General features: G+C 65.1%; 14 protein-coding genes. 1 reads left to right on the top strand and 13 read right to left on the bottom strand.

The window, feature by feature from the left end; genetic code table 11:
* Positions 1 to 337: 337 nt before the first annotated feature.
* The 7 genes from lnt to PO883_RS10380 form a co-directional block, all read right to left on the bottom strand.
* Positions 338 to 2,797, bottom strand: a complete 2,460-nt coding sequence (gene lnt, locus PO883_RS10410) for an apolipoprotein N-acyltransferase (protein ID WP_289309694.1) — start codon at positions 2,795 to 2,797, stop codon at positions 338 to 340.
* Between the two features lie 5 nt (positions 2,798 to 2,802).
* Positions 2,803 to 3,501: a hypothetical protein gene (locus PO883_RS10405; protein WP_289309693.1), complete on the bottom strand. Its 699-nt coding sequence runs from the start codon at positions 3,499 to 3,501 to the stop codon at positions 2,803 to 2,805.
* Positions 3,502 to 3,518: 17 nt separating this feature from the next.
* On the bottom strand, positions 3,519 to 4,607 hold the full coding sequence (locus tag PO883_RS10400) for an SGNH/GDSL hydrolase family protein (RefSeq protein ID WP_289309692.1): 1,089 nt from the start codon (positions 4,605 to 4,607) through the stop codon (positions 3,519 to 3,521).
* Positions 4,608 to 4,818: 211 nt separating this feature from the next.
* Positions 4,819 to 5,235 carry a GGDEF domain-containing protein gene (locus PO883_RS10395; RefSeq protein ID WP_289309746.1) on the bottom strand — a complete coding sequence of 139 codons (417 nt, stop codon included), beginning with the start codon at positions 5,233 to 5,235 and terminating at the stop codon, positions 4,819 to 4,821.
* Positions 5,235 to 7,838, bottom strand: a complete 2,604-nt coding sequence (locus PO883_RS10390) for a two-component regulator propeller domain-containing protein (RefSeq protein ID WP_289309691.1) — start codon at positions 7,836 to 7,838, stop codon at positions 5,235 to 5,237. Before PO883_RS10390 ends, PO883_RS10395 begins: the two co-directional genes overlap by 1 nt.
* A gap of 350 nt (positions 7,839 to 8,188) precedes the next feature.
* Positions 8,189 to 8,500, bottom strand: coding sequence for a cupin domain-containing protein (locus PO883_RS10385; RefSeq protein ID WP_289309690.1), 312 nt, complete (start codon positions 8,498 to 8,500; stop codon positions 8,189 to 8,191).
* On the bottom strand, positions 8,497 to 9,099 hold the full coding sequence (locus PO883_RS10380) for a DJ-1/PfpI family protein (RefSeq protein WP_289309689.1): 603 nt from the start codon (positions 9,097 to 9,099) through the stop codon (positions 8,497 to 8,499). Before PO883_RS10380 ends, PO883_RS10385 begins: the two co-directional genes overlap by 4 nt.
* A 79-nt stretch (positions 9,100 to 9,178) precedes the next feature.
* Here PO883_RS10380 and PO883_RS10375 point away from each other — a divergent pair, with 79 nt between their 5' ends.
* Complete coding sequence (locus tag PO883_RS10375) at positions 9,179 to 10,156, top strand: GlxA family transcriptional regulator (RefSeq protein WP_289309688.1); 978 nt, start codon at positions 9,179 to 9,181, stop codon at positions 10,154 to 10,156.
* A gap of 38 nt (positions 10,157 to 10,194) precedes the next feature.
* On the opposite strand, the gene PO883_RS10370 is transcribed toward PO883_RS10375, so the two are convergent.
* The 6 genes from PO883_RS10370 to PO883_RS10345 all read right to left on the bottom strand — a co-directional run bounded on the left by PO883_RS10370 (position 10,195) and on the right by PO883_RS10345 (position 18,823).
* Positions 10,195 to 11,376 (bottom strand): MFS transporter, encoded by a 1,182-nt coding sequence (locus PO883_RS10370; protein ID WP_289309687.1) that lies wholly within the window; start codon positions 11,374 to 11,376, stop codon positions 10,195 to 10,197.
* 113 nt (positions 11,377 to 11,489) lie between these two features.
* Positions 11,490 to 12,086 (bottom strand): violacein biosynthesis enzyme VioE, encoded by a 597-nt coding sequence (gene vioE / locus PO883_RS10365; RefSeq protein WP_289309686.1) that lies wholly within the window; start codon positions 12,084 to 12,086, stop codon positions 11,490 to 11,492.
* Between the two features lie 10 nt (positions 12,087 to 12,096).
* The gene (locus PO883_RS10360; RefSeq protein WP_289309685.1) at positions 12,097 to 13,212 is read right to left on the bottom strand and encodes a tryptophan hydroxylase; all 1,116 of its coding nucleotides are present in this window, start codon (positions 13,210 to 13,212) and stop codon (positions 12,097 to 12,099) included.
* Positions 13,212 to 14,501, bottom strand: a complete 1,290-nt coding sequence (locus tag PO883_RS10355; RefSeq protein WP_289309684.1) for an NAD(P)/FAD-dependent oxidoreductase — start codon at positions 14,499 to 14,501, stop codon at positions 13,212 to 13,214. Before PO883_RS10355 ends, PO883_RS10360 begins: the two co-directional genes overlap by 1 nt.
* Positions 14,502 to 17,519: an iminophenyl-pyruvate dimer synthase VioB gene (vioB, locus tag PO883_RS10350; protein ID WP_289309683.1), complete on the bottom strand. Its 3,018-nt coding sequence runs from the start codon at positions 17,517 to 17,519 to the stop codon at positions 14,502 to 14,504.
* Positions 17,516 to 18,823 carry an FAD-dependent oxidoreductase gene (locus PO883_RS10345; protein WP_289309682.1) on the bottom strand — a complete coding sequence of 436 codons (1,308 nt, stop codon included), beginning with the start codon at positions 18,821 to 18,823 and terminating at the stop codon, positions 17,516 to 17,518. The genes vioB and PO883_RS10345 overlap by 4 nt, the downstream gene beginning before the upstream one ends.
* Between the last annotated feature and the right edge of the window lie 49 nt (positions 18,824 to 18,872).

The raw sequence follows: 18,872 nt of genomic DNA, 5'->3' as shown, positions 1-18,872 counted from the left end.
ATTGTTGCTTGTATTATATCGCACCATTCATCGCGCCACCCTCCGTCACCTTGCCATGATACGAACCATGTCGCCTGAGGGTGCGCTGCATGCCTGGCCGTCGCCGGCGGGTGTGTCGCGCTGGACCCGGCGTCGGCTCAATCAGTCACTGCACGATATGCAGCCTGCTCGGCGGGCACGAGCGAGGGAATCTACCGCAGGCGCCGGCCAGGTCTTGAACCAGATGGCAACATGGCCGGCAAGAACGCGCGTGTGAGTACGGTGCCGGCAGACGTGCCGCCGAGCAGCGTGCTGGCCACGGGGCCATTCAACGATCCGGCTTGAACAGGACGCCGCTCTACGCGCGCAGGATGGTCAGCAGCAGCCATGCCGGCATGCCGACAAAAAGGGCAAGGTGGCCGCCGCGTTCGAGCCGTTGGCGGACATCGATTGCGCGTGCGGGGTGCATGCACGCCGCCAGCAGCGTTGCGGCTTCAATCGCCGATCGCAGCAGCGCCTCGCTCAGTACCACGCCGATGGACCAGGCGGCCCACCACAGCGCAAAGGCGCTGAGGTAAGCCTTCAGGCCAAAACTGTAGTATTCGCCGAAAGCGCTGCCGTAGGAAATATGCTGGTGCAGGTGGAACGCGGGAAGCGCCAGCGCCAGCGGGAGCAGGACAAACTTGGCGACCGGATGATCGAGGCGCGAGCGCCGGATCGCCAGGCCGGCCTGGGCATAGGCCTGCAGCGCCGCGCGCGTGCGTGTCGTCTCCTGACCCGGCGGGCCGCCGGCGGCTCCCAGCGCGCCTGCCAGGGCGCCTGGATTGGCCAGCGCGAGGGCGTAGCGCCGGCCGCCGGCGAGCTGCAAGGAAATCCCCGGGCAGGGAATAGGCAGGCGCCAGAGCCGTATCCCGGCGACGTCGCGCAGCGCGATGTCGAGGCGGTGCGCGTCGCGTTTCAATACCAGGCTCCCATGAGTAATCGATGCCCTCGCCGAAAAGAGGAACAGCACGCACCACGAGGCAGCGCAAGGGGCGAGGAAGAATGCGGTAAACATTCGGACTTGCGCCAGCGTATTTGTCCGCAGCGCATCGTCGAGCAGCATCGCCATCCCCATCCAGAGCAGGCTGGCGCGCGCGAACACATGCAGGGCGCCGGCCACGAGCCGGGCGTTGGGCGGCAACACGGCGACATCGACCGGCTCCAGCATGGCTGGGTCCGCCGACGCCGGAACCTGCACGCGGCCGGGGCGCCACGATGGCAGGGTCGACCATGCCGCCAGCAGCACCAGGAAGGCGCCGGCGGCGAGCCCGACCCAGTCGCCCCAGAGCACCATCAGGGTGCGCCCCGGGATGCGCACCGGCACGTCGGCGATCACCAGGGTGCGTTCGCCCATGCGCGTGCCGGCCAGCACGCTGCCGGTGGCGTCGATGGCGGCGCTGAAGCCGTTGGTGGTGGCGCGAAATTGCGGCAGGCGCGTTTCAATGCTGCGAAATGCGGCCGCGACCTGGTGCATTTCCGCACCCAGCGGACTGGCCGTAAACCAGGAATCGTTCGACATGGTGAGGATGGCTTGCGCGCCCAGCCGCGCGCCGTCGATGGCCAGGCCGGTATCGACAGCGTCGAGGCAGATCAGGGGCAGCACCGGGATCTCGCGCCCGTCGCCCAGGCGCAATGGGAACACACGTGCGCCATTGCCTGGCCGCCAGTCGCCGGTCCACGGCAGCAGGCGCCGCACGAGCGGCCCGTCCAGCCAGTCCGGCACGTACTCGGTGAGTGGAAACAGGCGCGTCTTGCGATAGAAGCCCATCAGGCCGCTGCCGGGCTGCACGAACGCGGCCGCGTTGTATTCGCCAGCGCTGTCGCGATCGTAGGTGCCGAAGATGAACGGCACGCCGGCTGCATTGACGATGGACAAGATTTCACGGTCGAATTCGGCACCGGCGTCGCTCTTGGGATGGCCGAAGGTGGTGGGGTAAGCCGTCTCCGGCCACATCACCGCATCCGCATGCTGGCGTACGACAGCGTCGTAGCTCATTGCGAAGTGCGTATCGAGCACCTCGCGCACCACCGCGTGCGTGCCCTTTTCCTGGCGCTGGCGGTCGTAGGCGACGATGTTCGACTGTATCAATCCCATGCGCAGCGGCTTGCCCGCCGGGCCGGGGCTGGCGGACAGCACCGCCAGGCCGTAGCCGGCCAGGAGCACGGGCACCAGCGCGGCCAGGGCGAGTGGCCTGGCAATCGCACGCATGCCGCCGGCGCGCCGCGCCAGCGCCGCCGCAAGACCTTCGTTGGCTAGCAGTAGCAGAACGGTCAAGCCGGCCGTGCCGCCCACATCGGCGCCCTGGCGCAGCAAGCGGGAGGGATAGAGGCCGTGACCTAGTGTGTCGCCGAGCAGACCGGGCATCAGCCGCTGCGTCGCTGCCCACGCCGCCGCGCCCGCCAGCGCGCCCAGCACGGCGCCGTAGCGATGCGTCGTGATGTGGCGCACCAGCGCGAAGACCAGAAATTGCGGCTGGAACAGCGGCGCGGCGAGCAGCAGCAGCGCCACCCCGGTGGCCGCACCGACCTGCGCATACAACCCGAGCGCGATGCCGAACCAGGCGAAAGCGGCCGCCGTGAAGGCCAGCGTCATGAGGTAGGCGCGCAGCAGCGTCGCGGCCAGCGTGGGGCTGCTGTCGAGGGTGCGCAGCCACGGCACCAGCAGCACGAAACTTAGCAGCCAGGCGGCGCCGCCGCGCGCATACAGCGCCACCATGGCGCCACTGGCGAGGATCGCCCCCGCGGTGCGTACTGTCGCGTTGGGAAATAGGGTCATGGTGTTCAGCGGCCTTGCCGCGTCTGTTCGATTGCCGGGGGGATGACGATACGCCGGATCGGCAAGCCGGGCGGCGCCAGTTCGGGCGGCACGATGCCGTTTTTCGGCATGGCGACGGGCTTGCCGGCGGCGTCCAGCAATTGGAAGCCGGGAGCGAACATCAGGACCGCTTCGATGCGCTGGCCGTCATCGGTTGCCTGGTGATGGCGCACATAGCCCTTCGGTAAAACAAAGTCCTCGGGCACCGCGAGCCCGACCAGGGGCGGACTGGTTCCCGGCGGCGAAAAAGCGCCCAGGCCGGAGTGGATGCCGCGCTCGTGAAGACGCTTGATGACCTCGGCCATGCTGGGATTCTCGCCGCGCGCCACGTAGCTTTTGAGGTCGGGCGTGGGATCGGCGTCGCCCTCGGGCGCACGTGCCTGCTCTTTGCGCAAGGTAATGTCCGGCGTGGCGGGCACGGTGGCCGGGGTAGCGGCCTGCGCCGGCGGCATTGCCTGCGCAGGTGACGGCGCCGGCGTGGCGGCGACGCCGCCAGGATCGGTCCCGGAGCGCGATGGCATCCACAGCAGCGCCAGCAGGGCGCCGCCGGCGATGCAGAGCAGCACCGCGATGACAATGCGGCCCCGGGATGGACCCCAGGCATGGCCGGCAGCGCTCTTCTCGCTGCCGGCCGCTGCCGGCCTGGAACGCGGAGGCGTATCCAAGGATCGGCGCCTGGCCGTTACGGCGTGGCCGGATTGTAGGCCGATACCGCCCAGCCGATGCGCTCATGGCCGTACTGATTCCAGATCGGGCTCTTGCCACCGCTAAAAGTGGTGTAGCGCGGCGCGCCGCTGCCGGTGGTGCTGCCGAACAGGCCGGAGCTGAAGGTGCTGCCGTTGTAGGTGGGGTGGGTGTCGTCCGACTGGATGTAGTCGTAGCTGCTGCTGGACGACACGAAGTGCGTGTTGGCGTCGCGGATGGTCGAGCGCAGTGCCGATGTGAGGCGGGTGACATAGCTTGTTTCGCTCTCGCCGGTCACATAGCGTAGCGCCACGGCGTCGATCTGGCCGTCGCCGTTGCTATCGTAGTCGGCTCCCATGTACTGGGCGAAGTTGTCGGCGCACTGGAAACCCTTTTGGCGCGCGACGTCGCACATCATGAAGTTCATCCTGGCGAGGGCGGGCAGGAACTTGTCTTGCATTTTCACGGTAGCACCGGTGGCCGCATCCTTGCAGGTGCTCTGCACATCATCCACCGTATAGCCCGGGTAGTGCAGGTTGGAAACTACCTTCAGCTTGACGCCGGCATAGGCGTTGGCATTGATGTAGTCCATCGCCGCCGTGACATACTTCTTGCAGCTGTTTTCCGCCGCGGTCAGTACGCTGTAATTGCAGGTGCCGGTCTGGCTCTTGAAGCTGGCGCGCGCCTGCAAGCCATCGTTGCCGCACATCTCGAAGGTGACAACGCGCGTGTTGCTCGCTTGCATGTACGAGCGTTCAGCCACGATCTTATTGTTGTATACGTCTTCGGCGATCGCACCGGACTTGGTGCGGCGCACGCTCTCGATGTCCGTGCCCCACTGCGCTGACAGATATTCCGCGTTCACCGTCGGTGCCGCGTATTTGGCGGCGCTGGTGACGGAGCCGTTGAAGCCGGCATAAATCGAGTCCCCATAGGCCACCGAGCGGTACTTGGTGGACGTGCCAGCCCGGTCGATGGTCCATGAAGCGTTCTGGTTGATGGTGCTGGCGGCCGCCTCGGAAAACGAGGCGAAGAGGGCGATGGTGGGTAGCAGTGCGTACAAGGAACGACGAAAGCGAATGCTCATGTAGTGTCTCCTTTATAGTGGGTCCCAGCTGTCAGGTTAGCGATTTCGTTAAGCCCGAGCTCGGTCTCTCAATGTATTTCAAATCCTGAGAACAGTGCTAATTAAGCATGCGTATCGCGGGTCAAACGTTAAAAATATGCTAATTTGTTGTAAATGCGCAGTGAAGTACGGCGTTTGTCGAGCCGTACAAAGCGGGCTCTGCACTAGCCTATTAATGCCACTTGACCTGCCTGTTGCCGTTCCATGAACTGAGCACGATGCAAGGGCCGAACAGGGGCAGCGTTTGCATGGGCTCACCGCCAAGCGCCTGCTGCGGCAAGCAGCCTACCCAGCCATCGCGGCCGCTGTTCTTGGCCGCGTACAGGCATTGATCGGCCAGTTCCAGTGCTTGCTCCCAGTCAAAACGCTCCGGCGCGCCGGGCAGCAGCGGGTAGGCGGTGAATCCCACCGAACAGCTCTTGTGCAGCACGACCCCATTGCCCAGGTCGAAGCGGTGCGAACGGACCGCCTGGCACACCTGGCTGGCCAGCAGATGCGCGCGGTCGCGGTCGGTATTGCGCGCCACGATCAGGAATTCCTCGCCGCCCCAGCGCACCACCACGTCGGAGGCACGGCAGGCATGCCGCATCACCTCGGCCACCTGGCGCAGCCGCTGTCGCCGGCGGCGTGGCCATGCTCGTCGTTGACCATCTTGAAGTGATCGAGGTCGACGATGAACACGCACAGGTCGATATTGTGTGCGGCGCCGGCATCGGCCGCATGCTCCCGAGAGCGCTGCTGGCGCATGGTGCGCGCCAGTTCTTCCGGCATCAGCACGCTCAGGAAACGCCGGTTCTTCAAGCCCGTCAGCGGGTCCAGCATGCTTGATTCCTGCAACGCGGCGTTGGCTTGCTGCAGATCGTCAGTGCGGGCCGCCACCAGCTTTTCGAGGCGCACATTTTCGTCCCGCATGCGGCCGACACGCCAGCGATAGCCGAGCATCAGCAGCAGCGTGCCGATCGCAGCGATGCCGCGCAGCCACCATGTCTGCCACCAGGCGGGCAGCACCTGGAAGGCGAAACTGGTGGCCGGACCCCAGGCACCGTTCGGCCCGATGCGCGCCGACACGTCGAAGCGGTCGTTGCCGTGCGCCAGTCCGGAGTAGCGTGCGTCACGGCTGTCGGTGATATTAAAGGCGGTTTCGCGGCCCAGCAGACGTTCCCGGTACTGGATTTTTCCTTCGCCCACGAAGCTCAGGCCCGTGTACCGCACTTCAAAGGTATTGTCCGCCGTCACGCGCACCTCTCGGGCGGCCGCCGGGTAGTCGATGCCACCGATTCTGGTACGCAGCAAGGTCGTGCGCAATGGCTGGTCGGCGGGCAGGACGGCAAACGCCTTCTGGTCGAAGCGTACCAGGCCCTTCGTGGTGCCGAACCAGGTATCGCCATCTTTGTCGGCAAGAAATGCCATGGCGGCCGTATCTTCGCCGATCAGTCCCTCGGTCGCGCCGAAGTGGCGGCTGCCTTGCGGGGTCAGCAGGTCGATGCCCTGGCCGCCGCCCAGCCAGATGCGGCCGAGCGCATCCTCGCCTGCCAGGTAGACCTTGTCGGGCGACTGGGTCGATGCCGCGTCATAGTGCTCCAGGACGTGCAGCTTGCCGTTCTCGTAGCGCACCCTGGCCATGCCCAGCGGATCGAAGTAGGGCAGCAGGAAATCGCCATTGCGCAGCGCGACGATATAGCTTACCGAACTGTCCCTGAGCCCGTCGCTGCTTGTAAAACGGCGCCATGTGCCGTTTTCCAGCACGGCCGGGCCGTTCTGGGCGGCGACCCAGACGCGGCCGCGCGTATCTTCGCGCACGTCGCTGATGTATTCGCTGGCGCTGCCGCCCGGGAGCACGACTTGTTCAAAATGCAGCTGCGCAGCGCCGCTATCGGCATGCCACAGGCCGGCACCATCGGTACTGGCCCACACGCTGCCGTCACGCGCGGCGAGCAGGCGGAAGGTCCGCTTGGCGGGCGTGCCCGCGCTGATGACCTGGCGCGTCAGGGCGCCGCTGGACGGGGAGTAGCGCAGGATTTCGTTGCCGGGCACGCCGGCGAGGAAGATGCTGCCGTCGGGCCCCTGGACGATCGAGCGGATCATATTGTCTTCCGTTCCCTTGATGGTGCGGAACTGCGCGCCATCGCTCACTGCCAGGCCGTGGCTGGTACCGACCATCAAACGCTGGTCGCGGTCGCGGAAGACGTTCCACACCACGTCGTAAGGCAAACCTTCGCTGGTGGTGTAGGCATGCAAGATGCCGCGTCCGAGCAGGCGATGCAAGCCCACCGAGCCAATCCATAGCGACCCTTCGCGGTCTTCCAGCACCGGCCAGGGGGCGCCCGGCAAGCCATTTTTGCCCGTCGTGATTTCCCATTGCTCACCTGTGCGATGCAGCAAGCCGTGATCGGTCGACACATACAGATCGCCCCGTTTTCCCGTGGCGAGGTAGCCGCGGCTGCTGACCAGGGGAATCGGGGTGGCGGCCAGGTCGAAGCGGGAGCCGTCGGCGCGCAGCAGCCACAGGCTGGTGGGAGTGCGGGCCCAGATCCGGCCCTCGCCATCTTCAGCCAGGGCGTCGACCCGCTCGTGCGGTTCGCCTTCCGGGACCGGGATGTCATGCCACCGGCCATCGCGCCATGCCAGCATATGCGCTTCGCCATCCCAGCGCCCGATCCACAGGGATGGCGATGCTTTCGATTGCAGGATGGCGGTGGCTTCTCCTCCGGGCCAGTTCGCCAGCGGGCTGAAGCCGGACTGGACGTCGCCCCGGTACGGACCTTGCGCCGTGGCGGCGAACAAGCCGGCCTTGCCGTGGGCAAGCCCGTTGATGGATACCGCCGGCAAGCCCGAGCTGGCCTTGACGGGCATGAAACGGTGCCCATCGTAGCGGGCCAGGCCGCCGTGGGTGCCGGCCCACAGCACCCCGGACCCGTCTTCCAGCAGGGCCGTCATCACGGTGGACGGCAAGCCCTCCTTGAGGCCGAAGGCATCGAAGCGGTAACCGTCGTAGCGGTACAGGCCGTCTTCGGTGCCGGCCCAGATAAAGCCTTGTCGATCCTGTATCAGGCGCAGCACGCCCACGTTGTTCAGGCCGTGTTCGGCTCCGTAGCTGCGATAGCTGAACCGGGCCTTGGGCAATATTCCGGCAACGCCCGTGCTGGTGGCGGACGCCTGCGCCGGCGGCACGCCAGCTTGAGCAGGCGCCATCGTCAGCCACAGGACGCACAGCCCCGCCAGGAGGCGCGCGCGATGGAAAAGGGCGGCACCGGCGAGGCCGGACCTTGCTGTTGGTAGGATCGCCATTCCCCTTGACTGCTGCGCATCGGTCTGGACCCGGAGTATCTGCCTTGCGCGAGTCAACCGCAGTAGGGGCAAAATGTGTTTCTCCAGTATCAGGGACCGGGTTGCCAGTGTCAAATAGTTGCACCATCCAAACGTGCGGATGTCACCCTGGAGAGACGGTATGCATAAACGGCTACCTTGCTTGAAAATCCAGTACGCCGGCGCCCGGGGCACGCGGGCGCGGCGAGGCCGCGCCGATGATCGCCGCCCGGCGCTTAAACGCTGCCGGCGCGCTCGATGACGAGAATGCGCGCCTGTCCCTGCGGGTGCGCGCTGTGAGCGTCGCCGGCGGCAGCGTGGAAGATGTCGCCGGCGCGCAGGTGCGCCACCAGCTCGCGGCCAGCCTCCCGATAGTGCATTGTCACTTCGCCATCGAGCACGGCGAACACTTCCTCGCCATCGTTGACATGCCAGGGGTAGGGCTGGTCGGTCCAGTGCAGCCGCACGGTGGCGTCTTGCATGGCGGCGATCAGCTGCGCCTCCCAGGCGCGCGAGCCCGTGTAGTCCTTGCCGCGTACGATCCTCATCCCTGGTTCCAGTCGTAGTCCATCTGGCGCGCGGTGCGCACGGCCAGCTCGCGCCCCGCCAGCCGTTCGACCAGGTGCAGCGACATGTCGATGCCGGCTGAAATGCCGCCGGAGGTGACGATGGCGCCGTTGTCGATCCAGCGCCGTTCGGCCAGCACCCGCACCTGCGGAAAGGCCGCGCGCAGTTCGGCCACGTCTTCCCAGTGGGTGGTCGCCTCCTGCCCGTCGAGCAGGCCGGCCTGCGCCAGCAGGATGGCGCCGGTGCAGACCGACGCCGTCAGTTCCGACGTTTTGGCGGTGGCGGCGATCCACGCGATCACGTCCGGCTTCGACATTTCGGCCGTGACCACGCCGCCCGGCACGATCAGCACATCGATCCTGCCGGCGCCGGCGAAATCGGCTTCCGGCAGCACGCTCAGTCCAGCCCGGGCGCGCAGCATCGCGGCCGTGGCGCCGACGGTGCGCACCCGGAACGGTGCTTCGCCATCCGGCATCATCTTGGCCGCCACGCGGGTGGCGCAGGTGAACACTTCGTAGGGCCCGGCGAAATCGAGGACTTCGACGTCGTCGAATACATAGATAGCGATGGTGCGTGTCATATTGCCTCCTTGAACAAGAGGCCCATCATGTCACGGGGGCGATTGACATGAATGACATTCATAGTGGAATATCTGCCAAATGAAACCAATCGATATCTGGCTGCTGGTGTTTCCCGGCTTCGTACTGCTGGACGCGACCGGCCCCGCGCAGGTTTTCGCCAGCGCCAACGACGAGGCCCGCGACGCGGACTTGGCGCAGCCTTACCGGATCGGCATGATCGCGCCCGGCGGCGGTCCGGTGGCGTCGTCGTGCGGCGTGACGGTGCTGGCCGCGCCGCTGCCGGCGGCAGGGCGCAAGCTGGCCGGGGCGACGCTGATCGTCTCCGGTGGACGCGGCGTGGCGCAGGCGGGCGGCGCGCATGACGCAGCCATGGTGCGCTGGGTGGCACGCGCGGCGGGCCGGGTGGCGCGCTGCTGCGCGGTGTGTACCGGCGCCTTCGTGCTGGCGCGCGCCGGCCTGCTCGACGGCCGCCGCGCCGTGACGCACTGGATGGACGCGGCCTTGCTGCAGTCGCAATTTCCCGCGATCGACGTGCACGACGACGCGATCCATATCAAGGATGGTCCGGTGTACACCTCGGCCGGCATCGCCGCCGGCATGGACCTGGCGCTCAGTCTGGTGGAGGAAGACCAGGGCCGCGCGGCCAGCCTGGCGGTGGCGAAGCGGATGGTGGTGTTCTTCAAGCGGCCGGGCGGCCAGCGCCAGTTCAGCTCCCAACTGTTGGCGCAGGCCGATCCGCAGGACGTGCATGGCCAGCTGGTCGCCTGGCTGCGGCCGCGCCTGGGGCAGCAGATCGACGTCGACCAGATGGCGGCCGCGTGCGCGCTGTCGGTGCGGACCCTGCACCGCCGGCTGCGCCAGGCGGCCAACCTGTCGCCGGCACAGCTGCTGCTGCGGCTGCGCATGGAAGCCGCATGCGGCCTGCTCGAACGCCCCGGCATGACGGTCAAGCGCGCCGCCAGCCAGAGCGGCTTCGGCAACGAGTACAATCTGCGCCGCGCCTTCGCCGCACAGCTGGGCGTGGTGCCGAGCGACTACCAGGCGCGCTTCGGCTGAAGCTTGACCATGGGGTGGCCATGGTCAATCCCAGGTCCTTAGTTCCTTCCAGCCGTCAACGCGACCCTGCCCGCATCACGCGACTTTTGCCCGAGGTAAGGCAGCAAGCTGAGCAGTGCAAGGAGTGACAGCGCAACACCGACCCACAGCGGCGAGCGCAAGCCCCAGCCTGCGGCGATACCCAGGCCGCCGATCCACGACCCGACGCCCAGCCCGATGTTGATGACCGATGTGTGAACGGTGTTGACCAGTGGCCCGGGATGCACGGTCTTCATCACGCGCGCGATGATGGCGGGATTCATGGACATGCCAACCAGGCCGGTGACCACCAGCATCGCAATGCTGATCGTTTGATTGTCGGCGAAGAGGGCGAACAGCGCCAGGCTGACGCCCAGGAGCATCATGCCGCCGACCATGATGGGAATGGTGTACTGGTCCGCAAAACGGCCCACCACGCCATTGCCCACCACGTTGGCGATGCCGTAGACACCCAGCAGCCACGGAATCGAGGAAGACGGAAAACCGGCAATCCCGGTCAGGATCGGCGTGTAGTAGCTGAAGGCCGCAAAGGTCGCGCCGATGATCAGCCCACTGCTGGCATAGGCCGTCCAGAGATGGGGATTCCTGAACTCCCCCAGTTCGTCGCCGAGGCTGACCGCGTCGGCGGACCTTGAGCGCGGCACCAGGATGGCGATGAGCGCCATGCACGCTGCCGCCAGCACCACCACCAGCCAGAAGCTGGCGCGCCACCCCATGTGCTGGTCGATGAGCGTGGCCATCGGCAGGCCCAGGACAGAGGCCAGCATCAGCCCCCCGATCACGACCGCCGCGGCGCGCCCGCGCGCTTCAGGGCGGACCTGGTCGGCACAGATCGCCAGCGACATCCCAAAGCAGGCCGAGCCGGCTACGCCCGTGGCAACCCGTGCGATGGCCATGATGTCGTAGCTGGTGGCCGCTGCCGCGATGGATTGGGCAATGGCGTACAAACCCAGCATCGACAGCAATGCTTGTTTATTCGGTATGCGCAGCTTGAGCAAAGCGACGGTGGTCAGTGGGCCACCGATGACCATGCCAATGGCGTACAGCGAGATCAGATAGCCGATCTGCGTCAACGACACGCCCATCGCCCGGGCCAGCGACGGCATCATGCCCGCCACCATGAATTCGGATGTCGTGATCGAAAAAATCGTCAACCCGAGAATATAGACAAGCAACGGCATAGGGGATTCCTTTGAGAGTAATTGCTGGAACTGGAATGAGGGGCGAGGATGGCGAACGAGGCCATCCCCGGAAAGCCGGCGGCGCACCTCGATGCGCCGGGCTGATTCGCCGCTTATCGGGACGACACGTCGTTTTTTTCCGACATGAAAACGCTGTCCGCGATGTCCCCGGCAACAAAGTTTGGAAAGTCGCGTACCGACTGATGCTGCGCATCGTTGCCGGTGACCATGCGCAGCAAGCCGTTGCCGCCGGCCTGGAGGTAAAACACCGAACGCGCCTTGCCGGGCCGCTCCACCACCCAGGCGTCAGCCGCCTGGCCCAGCACGCTGTGGCGGCCATCGTGGCGCGCTGCGCCGTCGACCAGGATCGCCTGCGGCAGGAACAGCGCCTGGAACGGTGTGACCTCGTCGGCCAGCGCGGTGGCGCGCAGTTCCACCCCGCTGGCCGACGCTTGCCTGGCATACGCGACCTTCTGCTTGCGGCTGCGCTGGCGGCCGGCGTCGCCGATTTCCGACATCCACAGCCGGTGCCCGGTCTCCTGTTCCGACCAGGGATTGAACAGGCCATCGATGCGGCAGATGTTGCGGGCATAGTCGAACCAGCAATAGCCGGAGGTGACCTGGTCTTCTTGCTGCATCGGCAACCAGTACGAGATGTAGGCGCTGCTCCATTGCATCGGCAGCAGCGGCGGGGTGGCGTGTGGCGGCATGGCGGCTCCTTTAGCGACCGAGGGCGTAGCCGAGGCTGGCCATCAGCGCATCCTGCAGCGGCGGCAAGTGATTGCGGCGGGCGTCGAAGCTGGCGGTCAGGTCCGCGTTGCTCAGAGCGGCACGCTCGCCCGCGGTTTCAAACCACAGGCGGCTGGCGTTGGCATGTTCCTTGAACAGCTGCACCAGCGGCACCGCGCGCGCGTTGAAGCTGGCCAGGGCCGCGGCCGTGTCGGCCTCGGCGCTGAGCGTTTTCACCAGCAGCTGGGCCACCACCACCGCCATGGTGGTGCCATGGCCGATCGAGAAGTGGCCCGATTGCAGCGCATCGCCGATCAGGACGAACTTGCCGTCGCTGGCCAGGTCGTGGCTGAGGGTCATGAAGTTGCGCCAGCCCTGGCCCGGCTGGCTGGCCAGCCTGTGCTGGCCCAGTTCCGGGGCGAACGCCTTGGCGATATAGGCGGCGTCGCGCTCGGCATCGAATCCCAGCTCGGCCTTGGCATACGTCTCTTCGCTGCACTCGACGATAAAGGTGCTCATCGTGTCCGAGTATTTATAGGCATGGCCGATGAAAAGACCGTGCTTGTTCTCGCGGAACACCAGGTTCATCTGGTCGAACAGCTGGGTGGTGCCGTACCAGATATATTTGTTGCGCCCGAAATCGACCTGCGCCGCCAGCGCTGGCGGCAGTTCCAGCGAGGTGTGGTTGATGCCATTCGACACCACCACCAGATCGTACCCGGCTTCCAGTTGCGCCACGCTGGCCAGCGGGGTTTCGTAACTGATCGTGATGCCGGCCGCCACGCATTTGGCGCGCAGCGCCTGCACCAGGACCTGGCGTTCGACGCCGCACAGCGTCACGCCGGTGCTCATCAGGTTCGGCTGGTCGTGGTGGACCAGCTTGAATTCCTCCAGGAATTGCGGATGCAGCAGTTCTGGTTGCGCCAGGTAAGACAGCGGATTGGCGGGATGGCGCGGCGGGCGTCCCGGCAGCACCACGCCCCACCCCAGCACCTCTTCCTGGGTATTTTTTTCCGCAATGCTGATATTCCAGGCGGGTTGAGCCTGTTTCATTTGACTGGCAAAGATCAGTCCGGCTGGTCCGGCGCCGATGACGAGAATGTTCATTAGTTTACCCTTCCAAGTTTGTACCAAACGTTTTGCTTCTTCTGGATTTGCTGCAGCACATCGTAGGGAACCGACGTGAAGTACAGTTTCTCCGCCATGTCGGGCGGATAAACACGGGGAAATTTCTTGTGCATGTAGCGGGTATACCGGGTCTGCAGGAAGAAAATAAAATTCGGGTTGCTCAGCACTTCGTAGTTGGCGATCGCCATATCCTGCATGGCGTCCGCCTGCACCTTGCGCTGCTGCGTGAACTCGGACAGGGCGCGCGCCAGGTCGTCGCCGTAGCGGTCCAGCAAGGTGACAAAGACCTGGACATCTTCGAGCGCCATGTTCATGCCCTGCCCGAGAAAGGGGGCGGTGGCGTGCGCCGCGTCGCCGATCAGGACCACATTGCCCTTGTAATGAAAGGTGCTGGAGCGCACATTGATGAGGTCGTTGCTGGGCAGGGCCAGGAACTGCTCCAGCAGCGCGTCCCGGCTGGCCTGCGGCAGGCGGCCGAAGTAGCGGCTGAAGAAGCCTGACATGGCTTCCCGGTCGTGCGTGCTCAAGCTTGGGGTGCCGGAGTAGGGCAGGCAAATGGCGAAGCTGATGCTGCCGTTCGGGATGGTGGCCGCGCGGCCGGCAAACGCGCCTTTCGAATCCATGCCGTAGAAATACAGCAGATCCTTCCTGAAGCCGAGTTCCGCCGCGTTCGGCAGCACCAGGGTCTTGTAGCCGTGGCGAAAAAAGCTCTGCGTGAACGCAAAGCGCCGCATGCTGCTTTGCATGGCACGCCGCACCGCGGAGTGCGCACCGTCGGCGCCGATGATCAGGTCGCCCTGCAACTGCTGCAAGGCGCCATCCTCGTCCTGGATCAGCACGGTTTTGTTTTCCAGGTCGACATCCAGGCACTTATGCCCGAAGTAATATTTCACCTTGTGCTGGGCGGCGTATCTGTTCAGCAGGCGCTGGAAGGCGGTGCGGTCCAGCGATAAGGGAAACAAGCCTTCCAGCGCAGCCAGCTCGCGCACCCGGTATTGACCACCGACCGAAAATGCCATGCCGACGATGGGCTCGCCGCACTGGTCCAGGTCGTGTTTGCTGATCCCGGCTCCCAGCACCGCCTTGATGCCGCGCACGGTCATGCTCACGCCGATGGCGCGCGAGCTGACCGGATCGGCGTTTGCCGCGGTTTCCAGCAGCGGATCGCTGCGCTTTTCGACAACATGGACCTCGTGTCCGCGTTGCGCCAGATAGATGGCGCTCAGGCTACCCGCCAGGCCGCCGCCTACGATGATGATTTTGTGCATTTAGGCCTCTCTTGACATCTTTCCCCGAGATAAATCGGTCAATTGCTGATTAAAGAATTCCAGCATGGCGATTTGCGCCATGCCGACCACATCGGCTTCAAGGCTACGGGCGTACTGGGCCAGCGCCAGGCACTTCTGCGCCAGCATCTGGCAGCCGAGGCTGTAATCGCTGTCGATGGTGGTGCTGACCGGCTCGGGTACCGGCGGTCCGGCGTTGCGGCCGGGCACGCCGGACGGCATGTTCATCAGTGCGGCCGACAGCGGCCGCAGCAAACCGGTCATGATGTCGATGGACGCATTCATCAGGCGCGAGCGGCGCAGGCTGCCCAGCGGCTTTTGCGCGAAATGGTGCGCCATCAGCTGGAAGGTCAGCTCATAACAGCCTTGATACAGCTGCATCAGCGAGCGCGCCTTGCGGTCGGTGACCAGGGTGCAGTCGGCGCGTGCTTCCAGCACCGGGTTTTTCAGCGCCGGCAGTGCCGGTTCGAACGGTTTGCCGCGTGCCGAAAAGCGGCCGGCCAGCTCGCGCAGCCGCCGGAAATGCGACACGGCGAAATGCGGCGATTCGACCGCGACGCCTTCGCCCTGCTCGGTGACGAAGTCGATCGCAAACAGCGCGCTGTCGCGGTCGCTCACTTCCAGCTGATAGGCGGGATAGGCGCGGTTGGTGAGCTCCTTGAGGAACAGGTGGTGCTCGCCGCCGCGTTTGCCGCCGTCGGCATCGAACAGATCCGGCAGGTCGGCCAGGGCCTGGCGGATCGCCGCATACAAGGTGGCGATCGATTTGCCCGGCGTGGGAAGATAGTCGGGCCACTCGAAACGCACGAACCTGGCCAGGACATGCTCCGAAAAAGGTTCGAATGCAAATTCCGTGTCCAGGCCGAAGCGCTGCCGCGCCTGCTCGCCGAGCGCCGGGGCGCCGGCGTAAAACGGCTCGCCCAGCGCCATCAGCACATTGTTGACCATCAGGTAATGAATCATTTCCTCATGGGCGATGTCGAGCAGGGCGCCGCGCGCGCCGCTGTTGCGGCGCCGGTCTTCGGTGCCGCAGGCCAGTTCCAGCTCGTCCGGCAGCCAGCGGCCGGCCTCGACCAGTTTCACGCCCTGCGCATGGTTGGGAATGGCATAGGCGGCATACAGGTACTGCAGCATGAGCGACAGTTCCAGGTCGATCGCCTTTTTCAGCTCGGCGATCAGTTCGCCCTTGCAGCCGATGACATGGCGCACGCCGGCCTGGGGAAGCGTGGTCTTGGCCGCGGCTTCGACCTGGGTCAGGTATTTCAGGAACAGGCGCGCTTTCGGCTGCGACAGTTCGCGCGTGCTCGGCATGTAGTAGCTCTTGTCGCGGTTTTGCGGATCGCACATTTGCCACATCAGGCGCGAATAGGTTTCGCACTTGCAGTGATCCGCCAGGCTGAACACCTTGTCCGACATGAAGGGATACACCAGCTCGTAATAGCTCATCACGTGCCGGTAGAGGAAGGCATAATCGACCTGTTCGGCCGCTACCTCGTCCAGGTCCCAGTCGTCGGGCAAGACCCGGGCGCCGATGAACTGCTGCCCCTTCGCCTCGCCCAGCATGATGCGGGTCGCGCCCGGACGGCGGCCGGTGAGGGTCAGCTGCGCGTAGCCGTCGCCCAGGGCCGATGCTGCCACCTGCGCGCTGACGAGCGCGCCGTCTTGCGCCTGCGCCGTCAACGCCGGATGCGCGGCCAGCTCGCCACGCAAACGGCTTTGTACCGTGATTGTCTGCGGAAAGTCCTGCTGCTTGTGGCGGTTGGGCGCTTCCAGATACAGGTGATTGCTGTCCGATTGCAGCACCCAGTCGGCTTCGTCCCACTGCGCCTGGGCGCTGGACAGGCTCAGCGAACCGGAGGCCGTGGCCGGGTGCAGCAGCGGCACATCGACGACACCATGATGGCGCCAGTAATCCAGGTACAGCTGCTCGGGAATGCGGGCGATCAGCCTGCCGGTGGCGCCGTGCAGCAGGAGATCGCCCAGCGCCCGCTTGCCGCCCAGGGCATGGGTCGGATGCTGTTCGGACACGGCGCCGGCCTCGCGCGTGGTGAAGGGAATGGCGGTCGGCATATTCAGCGAGACCCGGTCCGCATGCACCTTCACCAGCACCGGCCCCAGGCTGCCCTGGCGCGGCAGCAGCAGGCGCCCGGCCGGATAGGTGGCCAGCTCGGCGCGGCGCCACAGGCCGATGCTGCCGGCCAGGTCGTAGAAGACCGGCGAGTCGGGCTTGTGCGGCGTCGACATATTGAATAAGGCATACTGGATCGTCAGCCCCAGCACGTCCTCGTCGGCCAGTGCCTGCTGCAAGGCGCGCATGCTGTCCGGCAGCGGTGTGTCCGGATTGAACAGGAAATGGGGATCCTGCTTCGCCACCGAAAACTGGAACAGCCTGGAACGGCCGAATTCATCGTCGAGAAAATGCCCCTGGCGTTCGGTGATATGGCCATTGCCGACCCAGCGTACCGAGTGCGCCTGCCCGATGTCGGCACTGAACAGGCTGGGCGTATTGGGCGTGGCGTGCTTGCCGCTCAGCGTGAACTGGCCGGCGTAAATGAGCGTGCTATCCGGCTCGGCCGGATTGCTGTCGACCCATCGGGCGCGGTTGACCGTGGTGCGCAGATAGTCGTTGTAATGTCCCCACAGGGCCAGCTTGGCACCGACCAGCGCGTCCTGGGTATCGACCTCGCCATCGCGCAGCTGGACGCCGGTGATCCTGGCGTTTTCCCAGGAAAAATGGTTGTTGCCGCAAAAATTGTAGCCTGCCGCCTCGCTGAAGATGCCTTCCGGATCGGGCTTGCCCGCGGCATTGAACCTGGGGGCAAGCTGTTTCAGGTGCTCATGGAATTCGGACGGCGGGCGGCGCAGATCGACTGGTTCACCGGCGATCGATACCGCATTGGTGGCGATATCGATATGACCGTGGGTATTGCGGTTAGCGGTCGGCACATTGGCGCGGGCAAATCCTCGAAAATGAAAACGGGGAAAGTCGAGAATACTCATGCGCGCTCTGTCAGGGAGGTGGCGCGCGTCACACCGTCGCCGGATTGGTCAGCCGGGTGGTTGAGCCGCTCCAGCAACAGGCGCGTGGCGTGCCCGGCGCTGATCAGGCTTCCTTCCATCCAGCCGCAATGCGCGGTATAGGCGTCCGAGCAGGAAATGATGCCGTTGCGGTGGAGCAGGGTGGCCGGATGCTCGGCTTCCGGCTCCAGGCTGAACTCGACGCCATGCGGCCAGTGCTTGTAAAAATGCGCCTTGATCTGCGGCAGCGGCTGGCCATTCAGCGGCAGCACTTCCTTCAGATGGTGGCGCACCCGGTCCAGGTAAACGTCTTCCCCTTGCTCCAGGTATTCGCGCCAATAGGTGGCGCTGGCGCTGTCGGTGTAGAACACCAGATATTTGTCGCTCTTGAAGTAGATTTTCCGAAGAGGATTATCGGCCATCAGCACTTTGTCGGTCAGCCCGAGCGCGTCCCACCACGCCGTATCGAAGGTCAGGAAGCCCTTGAACAAAGGCAGGGAATCGTACTGGAAGGGACTGAAGGAAGCCGGAAAATCGACGTTCAGGCGCTTCATGGCGCTCGGCGGAAGGGTCATGATCACATGGCGCGCCCTGTGCATCTGGGTATCGCCCATATGGCGGAAGGCGAGCACATGGTCGGCGCCGCATTTTTCAACCGACAGCAAGCGATGCCCCAGCCGGAATTCCACGCCGGCCTCCTGTGCCTGGCGCTGCAGCTGGCGCAGCAGTTCGCTGTAGCCATCGGTGGCATAGCGCCATTCGTTGGCGGCGTTTTCGGTATGGCTTTGGGTTTCCGGGTGCTTTTTGAGGATGTCGTACGCCATGGCGGCCGAGATGACCGGCATGAGCAAGGCGTCATAGCCGGTGGCCTTGATCATGCGGGTCGCTTCGGCGGCGCCCAGGTACTGGCTGACGAAATCAAGGAAAGAATCATTCGGGTGTTCTTTCAGCATCGCACTCAGGCTCACCAGGGTGGCCTTCAGCTTTTCCTGTGCGCGATCGAGCGACACGACCTGGGTGAAAGGGTAGGTCGCATGCGCCAGTCCGCATTCCCGCATGAGCTGCTCGACATGCGGATGGAGCTGCGGCGAGTAGCGGGCGGCACCGAGTTCGGCGATTTCCTCCTCGTCTATCTTGCGCGACTGGATGCGCCCGCCCACGCTGGTATCCATATCGAACACCCGGACCCGCAAATTCTTGCCAGCGGCGGCGTTGATCAACTGGGCCGCACAAGTCAATCCCCCTATACCGGCGCCAACTATGCAAATGTCAGAATAATTTGTCATTCAGAATTCCTTTTAGTTAATCAATGACCGGTAGCAACGGTGCTCCCGC

Origin of the sequence: Massilia sp. DJPM01 (assembly GCF_030348125.1) — a bacterium.
Classification (GTDB): Bacteria; Pseudomonadota; Gammaproteobacteria; order Burkholderiales; family Burkholderiaceae_D; genus Telluria_A; species Telluria_A frigida.
This window is presented reverse-complemented; position numbering and strand designations above follow the sequence as displayed.

Excerpts from the sequence above, each read along its gene's own strand:
- PO883_RS10370 (WP_289309687.1), bottom strand. The coding sequence starts at position 11,376 with ATGCCGTTGCTTGTCTATATTCTCGGGTTGACGATTTTTTCGATCACG.
- PO883_RS10380 (WP_289309689.1), bottom strand. The coding sequence starts at position 9,099 with ATGACACGCACCATCGCTATCTATGTATTCGACGACGTCGAAGTCCTC.
- PO883_RS10345 (WP_289309682.1), bottom strand. The coding sequence starts at position 18,823 with ATGACAAATTATTCTGACATTTGCATAGTTGGCGCCGGTATAGGGGGA.
- vioB (WP_289309683.1), bottom strand. The coding sequence starts at position 17,519 with ATGAGTATTCTCGACTTTCCCCGTTTTCATTTTCGAGGATTTGCCCGC.
- PO883_RS10355 (WP_289309684.1), bottom strand. The coding sequence starts at position 14,501 with ATGCACAAAATCATCATCGTAGGCGGCGGCCTGGCGGGTAGCCTGAGC.
- PO883_RS10400 (WP_289309692.1), bottom strand. The coding sequence starts at position 4,607 with ATGAGCATTCGCTTTCGTCGTTCCTTGTACGCACTGCTACCCACCATC.
- PO883_RS10385 (WP_289309690.1), bottom strand. The coding sequence starts at position 8,500 with ATGAGGATCGTACGCGGCAAGGACTACACGGGCTCGCGCGCCTGGGAG.
- PO883_RS10360 (WP_289309685.1), bottom strand. The coding sequence starts at position 13,212 with ATGAACATTCTCGTCATCGGCGCCGGACCAGCCGGACTGATCTTTGCC.
- vioE (WP_289309686.1), bottom strand. The coding sequence starts at position 12,086 with ATGCCGCCACACGCCACCCCGCCGCTGCTGCCGATGCAATGGAGCAGC.
- lnt (WP_289309694.1), bottom strand. The coding sequence starts at position 2,797 with ATGACCCTATTTCCCAACGCGACAGTACGCACCGCGGGGGCGATCCTC.
- PO883_RS10395 (WP_289309746.1), bottom strand. The coding sequence starts at position 5,235 with ATGCGGCATGCCTGCCGTGCCTCCGACGTGGTGGTGCGCTGGGGCGGC.
- PO883_RS10375 (WP_289309688.1), top strand. The coding sequence starts at position 9,179 with ATGAAACCAATCGATATCTGGCTGCTGGTGTTTCCCGGCTTCGTACTG.
- PO883_RS10390 (WP_289309691.1), bottom strand. The coding sequence starts at position 7,838 with ATGGCGCCTGCTCAAGCTGGCGTGCCGCCGGCGCAGGCGTCCGCCACC.